The following is a 9,042-nucleotide window of genomic DNA, read 5'->3' as shown; positions in this document are numbered from 1 at the left end:
GGGCTCAGGCCGGCTGGACCAGCTGGGCCTCGGCGGCGGCCTTGGCGGCGGGATAGTCGGCCTTGCCATTGGCCGCGCGCAGCGGGCGGTCGGCGACGATGATGCGCTTGGGGGTCTTGTAGCCTGCAAGCGACTTGCGCACGTGAGCGCGGACGGCCGCCTCGTCGAGGTCGGCGCCGGGGGCGAGCAGGACCACGCCGGTGACCGACTGGCCCCACTTTTCGTCCGGCAGGCCGACCACCAGGGCGTCCTCGATGGCGGGATGGGTCTTGAGCGTCTCCTCCACTTCCTCTGGGAAGACCTTTTCGCCGGCGGTGTTGATGCAGGCGTTGCCGCGCCCGAGCAGGGTCAGCGACCCGTCGGCCTCGACGGTCACCCAGTCACCCGGGATGGAGTAGCGCTCGCCGTTGATGGTGCGGAAGGTGCGGTCGGTCTTGGCCTGGTCCTTGTAGTAGCCCAGCGGATTGGGTCCCTTGATGGCGATCATCCCCGAGACGCCGGAACCGGGGACCACTTCCTGATCGTTCTCGTCGAACACCTTGCAGCGTTCGCCGAGCACGAACTTGGCGGTCTGCACCTCGCCGCCCTTGGTCATCACCGAGGCGCCCATGCCCAGAGCCTCGGAAGAGGAGAAGCCGTCGTTGAGCATGGCGTTGGGCATATGCTCCAGAAGGCCGCGCTTGACCTCCAGGCTCCACATCACGCCGGACGAGACGATGGCCGCGACCGACGAGACATCGTACTTGCCGGGGCTGGCGTTGAGCGCGTTGAGCATCGGGCGGCCGAAGCTGTCGCCGACGATGGCCATCGACTGCGGCCGGTGGCGATGGATGGCGGCCAGCAGTTCCTCGGCGTCGAAGCTCTCGCCTTCCAAGGTCACCACCGAGCCGCCCGAGAGCATCGCCCCCATGGCGGTCAGCAGGCCCGTGCCGTGCATAAGCGGCGGGGCCGGCAAGGTGCGCATGCCCGGGCCCGTCGCGGCGTGGGCGGCGGCAAGCTGCTCCAGGGTCTCCGGCACGGCCACGCCCATCCGGCGCTGGCCCTCCAGGGTGATTTCGCGAAGGTCGTGGTGAGTCCACATCACGCCCTTGGGCATGCCAGTGGTGCCCCCGGTGTAGATGAAGAACTGGTCTTCGCCCGAGCGCTGGATGTCGAGCGGGCCGCCGTTGCCTTCGGAGGCCAAGGCCTCGAACCGCTGGGCGAAGGGCGCGACCGAGCCGTCCGAGCTGACTTCGACCCAGGTCTTTACCTTGGGCAGGCGCGGCCGGATCTCGGTCACCGCGTCGCGGAATTCCGAAGCATAGACCACGGTCTGGGCGTCGGAGTTGTCGAAGATGTACCAGACCTCTTCCGGCGTATAGCGGTAGTTGACGTTGACGTGGGTCATCCGCGACTTGAAGCCCGCGGCCAGCGCCATCAGGTATTCGGGACGATTGCGCATGTAGATGGCGATCTTGTCGCCGGGCTGGGCCCCGCGGGCGATCAGGGCGCGGGCCATGTTGTTGGTGGCCTGGCGCGCCTCGCCGATGGTTATAACGCGGTCGCCGTGCAGGAACGCGGGCGCGTCCTGCGGCATCACCGGCTCGATGGCGTCGAGGATATCTCCGAAATTCCAGCCCACGCGTAGGTCTCCCTTGCAGGCGCGCCGGTCTGCCGCCGGGTGCGCCGATGACAGGAGACTAGACGGGCGCCGTAGGGGCAAGCCAAGCCCGGTGAAAATGCGAGGGTCAGCGCCCGACCTTCACCTCCCGGAACGGCACGTCACGGTCGACTTCGGGCTCCTTGGGCAGGCCCAGCACACGCTCGCCGATGATGTTGCGCTGGATCTGGTCGGTGCCGCCGCCGATCGATGTGAAATAGGCGTTGAGGGTCAGGAAGTTGGCGTCCTCGGCGCGCGGATGGGACGGGCCTTCGAACAGGCTGGCGGCGCCGAGGATGGCGGTGCGAACCCGGGCTTCCTCGTGCAGGATCCGGCTCATCGCCAGCTTGCCCAGGCTCATCACCGGGGCCGAAGTGCCCTGGGCCAGATCCGCCTTGGCGCGGGCGTTGTTGAGGGCGTTCAGCTTCTTGTAGGCGATGACCTTGGCGATGTCCTGGCGCAGGACCGGGTCGTCCAGCACCCCGGCCTCACGGGCGAGCGCGATCAGCGGCTCCTCGTTCACCGCCTCGGCGACGCCGCTTCGGGGCCCGCGGGCGCCGTCGCCCATCACCGAGCGCTCGTAGGCGAGCGCGGTCTGCAGCACGCCCCAGCCGGTGTTCAACGGGCCCAGCAGGTTTTCCGCCGGGCAGAGCGCGTCGGTGATGAACACCTCGTTGAAGTGGCTCTCGTCGGTGATCTGGCGCAGCGGCCGCACCTCCACGCCCGGCTGCTTCATCGGCAGGAAGAAGAAGCTGATGCCCTTGTGCTTGGGCGCATCCCAGTCGGTGCGGGCGATCAGCATGCCGTAGTCTGCGGTGGCGGCGCCGGACGTCCACACCTTCTGGCCGTTGACCACATAGTGGTCACCCTGCAGGTCGGCGCGGGTACGGATGCCGGCGAGGTCGGACCCGGCGCCCGGCTCGGAATACAGCAGGCACATGCCGACCTGGTTCTTCAGCAGGGCCGGGATGATCTTCTTCTTGAACGTCGGCGTGGCGTGGGCGAGGGCGGTGTTGGCCCAGAGGTTGGAGCGGTCCTGGCCGGCGCCTGGCGCGCCGACGGCGGCGAACTCGCGCTCGATGATCCTGGCCTGGGCGTCCGACAGGCCGCGGCCGTACCATTCGGTGGGCCAGCGCGGCACGGCCCAGCGCGCCTCCACCACCTTGTCCAGCCAGGCCTTCTGTTCGTCCGAGACCGTCCAGCCCGCGCCGCCGGCTCCCGGCTCGCGCTTGGGCAGCCCCTTCCAGTGCTCGCCCAGCCAGGCGCGGACCTCGGCGCGCAGCACTTCATCGGAAACATGTTGTCCGTCAGCCATGATCAGGCTCCCAGGGCTTGCAGGTAGCGCTCGCGATGTACGGCGGGGGCGCCGAACAGCTGGGCGTCGGCGCGGGCGCGGCGCAGGTAGAGGTGCGCCGGATGGCTCCAGGTGAAGGCGATGCCGCCATGCATCTGGATGGCCGTGGCGGTGACCTGCGTGAAGGCGTCGGCGCAGGCGAAGGCCGCCAGCGACACCGCGGCATCAGCGTCAGCGGCCCCCTCTGCCAGCCGGGCCGCGGCGTTGCGAGCGGCCGAGACGGCGCTTTCGGCCTCGAGCAGGATGTCGGCGGCCATGTGCTTGACCGCCTGGAACGAGCCGATCGCGCGGCCGAACTGGAAGCGGCCCCGGGCATAGTCGACGGTGAAGTCCACCACCCGCTTTGCGCCGCCTGCCTGTTCGCCGGCCAGGGCGACCAGCGCCAGCCGCATCGCCGCCTCCGCCGCCGGCCACGCACCGCCGGAAAGCCGTCGGCCAGGCGCGGACTCCAAGGTGATGCGCGCCAGTCGCAGCGTATGGTCGAAGGTGGGCAGCGGCGCGATGCCGACGCCGGGGCTCTTTGGGTCCACCTCGAATACCGCCAGGGTCTCCCCATCGCCGGCGAGCACCAGAAGGATATCCGCGTTCTGGCCATGCAGGACGAAGGAGGCGACGCCGGTGAGGGTGGCACGGTCGCCGGTTCCCGAGGCCGTGACCGAGACGCCCTCCGGCGCCCAGGTTCCGGCGTCGCCGGTCAGGGCGACCGTTGCGATCGCCGTTCCGTCCGCGATGCGGGGCAGCAGCCGGGACTTGGCGGCCTCGTCGCCGAGCGTACGTAGAAGCTCGGCCGCCAGCACGCCGGAGGCCAGCAGCGGCGCGCAGAGCAGGGCTGCGCCCGCAGCCTCCATCACCGTCTCGAGCTCCACGGCGCCGGCGCCGGAACCACCGAACTCCGGATCGATGACCAGGCCTGCGATCCCCATCTCCGCGAGCTCGGCCCATAAGCCGGGATCGTAACCCGCGGGCGTATCCATGGCTCGGCGAACATCCGCCTCGGTGGAGCGATCGCCCAGCAGCCGACCCACGGCGTCCTGCAGGGCCGTCCGCTCCTCCGCCGAAAGGGTCGCCATCCGTCGCCTCCTCGAATACGCGCCTGCCGCTTGATTATCGGACGGCTTTCGTCTGAATTTAGGCGCATGACGAGAGAGGTGGCAAGCGGTGGCGGCGCGATGGCTGAGGAACCCCCTCCGTCCGGCGCGGCGCGGCGCGGCCGCCCGCGCGATCCGACTCTGGAAGCGCGGGTGTTCGACGCCGCCATCAGCCTCTACGCCCAGGCGGGATGGGCCGGGTTCACGTTCGAGGCGATTGCCCGGCGTTCGGGTGTCGGAAAGGCGGCGCTGTACGGTCGGTGGCCAGACCGCGGCGTGCTGCTGCGTCAGACTCTGGAGGCGCGTTGGCTGGCCCCGGCGGCGATTGACACCGGCGGTTTGGGCGGGGATTTGAAGGCCTTGGCCGAACAGGTCTTCGCCGCCCGCGCCGGCCTCCACGCCCGGACGGCGTCGTGGATGAACCTGGACGGCGAGGCGCACCCCGAGGTGCGGGCCGTGGTCGCGCCCTACGTTGAATCCACCATTCGCGAGGGGCGCGCCATCGTCAGGCGCGCCATCGCGCGCGGCGAGATCCCCGGCAGCGTCAATCCGGGCCTGCTGATGGACCTCGTGGTGGGCGCCGTCTCCAACCACATCACCACGACGCCCGAACGCCTCCGCGGCACGATGATCGCGCGGCGCGAGGCGTTCATCGAGACCCTGGTGGCGACCGTGTTGAAGGGTGTCGGCGAAAGCTGAACATCACGGCCCCGCGGTTCTGGCGCCAGGAGCACACGCTCACGCCTTGCGACCAGCCCAGGCTGTGTCAGGATGCCACCGGAAGTTGGGGGACTTTTCCATGACCGACACGAGCGTCGGCGGCGCCGACGGGCCGATCTTCCGCGAGATTGGTCAGGCGCAGCCTCAGGCCGCCATTCCGTTCCTGTCGCCGCAGGGCCTGGCGATCGCCACGACGACAGCCCTGGCGCTGAAGGCTACCCTCAGCCTCGTCGAGATCGTCGGCCTGGCCATGCGCGTGAAGGTGATCAGCGACGCGCGCCGGCTGGGCCCGGGACTGGCCGCCACCCTGCAGTCGGATGCGCACCTCGCCGATACCGTCGTCCAGGCCAGCGGCGCGATCGGCCTGCTGTCGCTCATCGCCTGCTACGTGATCGCCGGCATGTGGATCTACCGCGCGGCGCGCAACGTGCGGGCGCTGGGCGCGCGCGGCCTCGACGTGACGCCCGGATGGGCGGTGGGGTCGTACGCCGTCCCGATCATGAACTGGTTCCGCCCCCTGGTGGCGATGTCGGAGATCTGGCGCGCGAGCCGGTGGCCCGACCGCTGGCGCTCGCAATCAATGCCGCCGATGATGGGGTTCTGGTGGGCCGGCTGGCTGGCCACGGGCGTCCTGGGGAACATCGTCTATGCGATGTCGAAGGCGGGAAGCGACCTTGGCCTCTTGATGACGATCAACGAGCTGTCGCTGCTGGACCTGACGTTCGAGATCGCCACGATCGGCCTCTTCCTGACCATCGTCTGGCAGGTGACACGCGCCCAGAAGGCCTCGCGCCACCAGGTGCAACAGGTGGCGGAGACGTTCGCCTGAGCGCGCGGCTCGAGCCTCCCGGAATCTAGTCAGCGCCCGCCTTCGGAGGCGTCGAACAATCGGCGAGGCGCTGGCGCTTGCCGCGTGGGCCGGTCCAGATACGCGCATGAATGCCGCGATCTTCGCCGCTGTCCTGGTCGCCGCCGCCTTGCACGCGACGTGGAACGCCATCGTCAAGCGTGGCGGCGGCGAGGGTGGCGATCCGCAGGCGGCCACGGTGCTGGTGACCGCAGGCGCGGCCCTCGTCGCGGCGGCCGCCCTTCCCTTCCTGCCGGCGCCCGCCCAGGCAAGCTGGGGCTTCATCGCCATCTCGACCGGGCTGCAGGTGGCTTACTTCATGCTGGTGGCCCGCGCCTATCAGGCCGCGGACATGAGCCTGGCCTATCCGCTGATGCGCGGTGGCGCGCCGCTGATCGTCGCCCCGGCCGGACAGCTCCTGTTCGCCGAGCCGCTTGCGCCCCTGGCGTGGGGCGGGGTGGCGATGATCTGCGGCGGCGTGCTGAGCATGGCGTTCGGCGGACCGAGGGATCCACGGGCCGCCCGCGCCGCGCGGGGAGAGGGGCGAGCCATCGCGATCGCCCTGGCGAACGCGGTGGTGATCGCCGCCTACACCCTGGTGGACGGACTGGGCGTGCGCCGCTCGGGCGCACCGGCGGCCTACACCCTGTGGCTGTTCCTGCTGACCGGGATCGTGCTCGTCGTCGGCGCCCTGGCGACACGCGGCCCCGCATTCGTCGTGCAAGCGCGGCGGCGGTGGCCGACGGGCCTGGCCGGCGGCGCCGGTGCGACGGCATCCTATGGCTTGGCGCTCTGGGCCATGACCGAGGCGCCGGTCGCGAAGGTGGCGGCGCTGCGTGAGACCTCGATCGTCTTCGGCGCCGCGATCTCGGTCCTGGTCCTGAAGGAGCGGCCTCGGGTGATCCGGCTCCTGGCCGCCTGCGCGATCGCCGCGGGGGCGGCGACCTTGCGCCTCGGCTAGCCCCTCGCCTCGCGCATCACTGACGCTTAGACCAGGGCCGAACCATCCGCGTAGCGCCCCACCGGCGCATACGGTCGTGGCGTGGGATCGGGCAGCATCTCCACCGAAAGCCCCACCCGGGCCTTGAGGAACGGATCGACGACCACCTTGTCCGGAAAGGCGCGCGGGCGGCGGGGGGTGTTGTTGAACGGAAAGCGCGCGCCGTCGTCGCGGGCGACGTCCGCGGGCCTGGGCGCGATCGGCGGGGTGATCAGGGCCGGATTGGCCGGCAGGCCGACGCCGACCAGCTGGCCCAGCATCCAGTCGAGGGCGGCGTCGGAAAGTCCCCGCTCCGGATAGCCGCCGCCGACATTGGAGTGGGTGCCGGGGAAGACATGCTGGGTGACGTTCGGCCCCTCCGCCCAGAAGGTCGGGCTGAACAGGTCGCGGGATTCGTCGGCCGCGAGCGCATGGAAGCCGTTCAGCACGAATGGACTGAGGGTGGTGTCGCAGATGGAGAAGTCGAACCGGGCGTCGCCGTCGGAGTCCAGGTGCGGCAGTCCCAGCGAGCTCACCGTATCGAACACGCCCACGGCCTTGATCGTCGGCGGAGGCTGGAAGTCAGCGGGGACCAAGGACGGAATCTGCTGGCCGATCGTGCCGGAAATGATCTCCAGTCGCGCCTGCTGGGCGAAGTTCGGCCTGGGCTGGCGATATTGGTACCAGGCCGCGATCGCGCGGACGTAGGCGGCGTCCTTGTCGTTGACGTCATACCGGGTCGGATCGAGCAGCCCCTGGGCGACCACGAAGCCCGCCAGCGCCCGAGCCGCCGTCGCGCCCCGACTGAAGCCGGTGATGTAGATCTCGTCGCCCGACGCCCAGGCGCGCGACAGGAAGGTGTAGCCGCGCACGATCGGCTCGGCGATGCCGTCGCCGAACGCAGCCCCGAGCGCCTTGAGGAAGATGTTGCCCTGCGTGCCGACCCCCGGCAGGTACTTCCCCTGGCCGGCGGGCAGGGTGGTCTCGAAGGAGCCGTTGCCGGCCGCCGACGCCGCGCCGCCCAGGGCGGTGAAGATCAGGGCGATGTTGGTCGGATGCGGCTGGTTAAGAACCTGGTCCGTTCCGTCCAGGCAGACGACAAGCTTGGCCATGGTGGAGCCCTCCCCCGGCCGCCTCGCGCGGCGCTGAAGCTTCCTGGGACGACACACCAACTCAAGATTGCGGCGACGGCGCGGCGAAGCTTGCGCGACGGCGTGCGGCTAACGCTCAGCTAGCGGGGTGTGCGGCGGCCGTAGATTGCCCGTCGATGGTCACCGCCCTCTCCGACACCGCCCTGGAAACGCCCGCCGACTTCGGGGATGACCCCGCCGGCGTCGCCGCGCGCTGGATCAGCGAACTGGAGCTGGCCGACAAGGCCCAGCGTCCATGGCGCGAGACCTGCCGGTCGATCATCAAGCTCTATCAGGCGATCTATCCTGACGACGGCGCAGTGGCGAGGAAACGCCGGTTCAGCCTGCTGTGGAGCAACAGCCAGAACCAGGCGGCGGCCAGCTTCGGCAACACCGCCCAGCAGCAGGCCTACCAGCAGAATCTGCAGAACGCCCAGCTGTGGAACAGCGCCGCGCAGCAGAACTTCCAGAACCAGGCCTACGCCCAACAGCTGCCCATCAACGAGCTGTCCGCCCTGCTCGGCATGGGTCAGACCCAGCTGCCGCAAGGCTACGCCGGGGCCCAGACCTCGGTCGCGCCGACGGACGTCCTTGGCGCCTACAGCCTGCAACAGCAGGCGCTGCAGAACACCTACGACGCCCAGATGAAGAACTACCAGTCTTCCATGGGCGGACTCTTCAACCTCGGCTCGGCGGCCATGAGCCTCCTGCCCTTCGCCTGAGGACGTCGCCCATGGCCCCCTACAGCTTCGTACAGCCGGGCGTCGGCGCGCTGGCCCAGTCCGTGCCTGATATCGCCGCCGGCGACGGCGCCCTGCCCGCCCAGGCGGCGCAGCGCCCGCTGAGCCAGCAGGCGCCACAAACCTACGGCGCCGCCCCCTTGGGCGCCGCCCAGGATCCCCGCAGCCAGTACCTGATGGCGGCCTTGAACGCGCTTCGCCAATCCGCGAGTCAGGATGCCCCACGAACGCCGATGGCGCTCGGCTCCGACCTTCTGGCTGAGGCGCTCGATCGCTACGGCCTGGCGCATCAACAGAAGCAGGCGCAGCAGCAGGCCTTCGGCCAGCAGCTGGGCCAGGACTTCGACGCCCTGCAGGGCCGCAACCAGGCGTTCGCGGCGAGCCTGGCCAACACGCCCGGGCCCAACATCATCCCGGGCTGGTGACCATGTTCATCGCCTCACCGTTGTCCCCTCCCTCCCGCCTGACAGCCTCGGCGGCGCCCCGATGGGCGTTCGCCGTGGGCGGCGGTGGCTTCAGAGCGCCGGCCGCGTCCAGACGCCGCC

Annotated in this window: 9 protein-coding genes; 5 read left to right on the top strand and 4 right to left on the bottom strand. The window is 70.1% G+C overall.

The features are described 5' to 3' along the window. Nucleotides 1–4: 4 nt before the first annotated feature. The 3 genes from ACO2Q3_RS21065 to ACO2Q3_RS21055 all read right to left on the bottom strand — a co-directional run bounded on the left by ACO2Q3_RS21065 (nucleotide 5) and on the right by ACO2Q3_RS21055 (nucleotide 4,063). Complete coding sequence (locus tag ACO2Q3_RS21065; protein ID WP_423310162.1) at nucleotides 5–1,621, bottom strand: acyl-CoA synthetase; 1,617 nt, start codon at nucleotides 1,619–1,621, stop codon at nucleotides 5–7. 106 nt (nucleotides 1,622–1,727) lie between these two features. Beyond that, entirely contained in the window at nucleotides 1,728–2,954 is a 1,227-nt protein-coding gene (locus tag ACO2Q3_RS21060; RefSeq protein WP_423310160.1) for an acyl-CoA dehydrogenase family protein, read from the bottom strand. A 2-nt stretch (nucleotides 2,955–2,956) separates the two neighbouring features. Beyond that, nucleotides 2,957–4,063 carry an acyl-CoA dehydrogenase family protein gene (locus tag ACO2Q3_RS21055; RefSeq protein WP_423310158.1) on the bottom strand — a complete coding sequence of 369 codons (1,107 nt, stop codon included), beginning with the start codon at nucleotides 4,061–4,063 and terminating at the stop codon, nucleotides 2,957–2,959. Between the two features lie 171 nt (nucleotides 4,064–4,234). Here ACO2Q3_RS21055 and ACO2Q3_RS21050 point away from each other — a divergent pair, with 171 nt between their 5' ends. From ACO2Q3_RS21050 to ACO2Q3_RS21040, 3 genes are all read left to right on the top strand, one after another. Continuing rightward, on the top strand, nucleotides 4,235–4,780 hold the full coding sequence (locus ACO2Q3_RS21050) for a TetR/AcrR family transcriptional regulator (protein WP_423310156.1): 546 nt from the start codon (nucleotides 4,235–4,237) through the stop codon (nucleotides 4,778–4,780). A gap of 100 nt (nucleotides 4,781–4,880) precedes the next feature. Further along, on the top strand, nucleotides 4,881–5,630 hold the full coding sequence (locus ACO2Q3_RS21045; protein ID WP_423310154.1) for a DUF4328 domain-containing protein: 750 nt from the start codon (nucleotides 4,881–4,883) through the stop codon (nucleotides 5,628–5,630). A gap of 106 nt (nucleotides 5,631–5,736) precedes the next feature. Next, the gene (locus ACO2Q3_RS21040; protein ID WP_423310152.1) at nucleotides 5,737–6,609 is read left to right on the top strand and encodes an EamA family transporter; all 873 of its coding nucleotides are present in this window, start codon (nucleotides 5,737–5,739) and stop codon (nucleotides 6,607–6,609) included. A gap of 26 nt (nucleotides 6,610–6,635) precedes the next feature. Here the strand turns inward: ACO2Q3_RS21040 and ACO2Q3_RS21035 are convergent, their stop codons facing one another. Beyond that, complete coding sequence (locus tag ACO2Q3_RS21035) at nucleotides 6,636–7,739, bottom strand: DUF2235 domain-containing protein (protein ID WP_423310150.1); 1,104 nt, start codon at nucleotides 7,737–7,739, stop codon at nucleotides 6,636–6,638. 155 nt (nucleotides 7,740–7,894) lie between these two features. Between ACO2Q3_RS21035 and ACO2Q3_RS21030 the strand changes: the two genes are divergently transcribed. Both ACO2Q3_RS21030 and ACO2Q3_RS21025 read left to right on the top strand, forming a co-directional pair. Next, nucleotides 7,895–8,479: a hypothetical protein gene (locus ACO2Q3_RS21030; RefSeq protein ID WP_423310148.1), complete on the top strand. Its 585-nt coding sequence runs from the start codon at nucleotides 7,895–7,897 to the stop codon at nucleotides 8,477–8,479. Between the two features lie 11 nt (nucleotides 8,480–8,490). Next, the gene (locus tag ACO2Q3_RS21025; RefSeq protein ID WP_423310146.1) at nucleotides 8,491–8,922 is read left to right on the top strand and encodes a hypothetical protein; all 432 of its coding nucleotides are present in this window, start codon (nucleotides 8,491–8,493) and stop codon (nucleotides 8,920–8,922) included. Nucleotides 8,923–9,042: the final 120 nt, after the last annotated feature.

This window comes from Caulobacter sp. KR2-114, from assembly GCF_049446115.1.
Lineage (GTDB): Bacteria > Pseudomonadota > Alphaproteobacteria > Caulobacterales > Caulobacteraceae > Acaudatibacter.
This window is presented reverse-complemented; position numbering and strand designations above follow the sequence as displayed.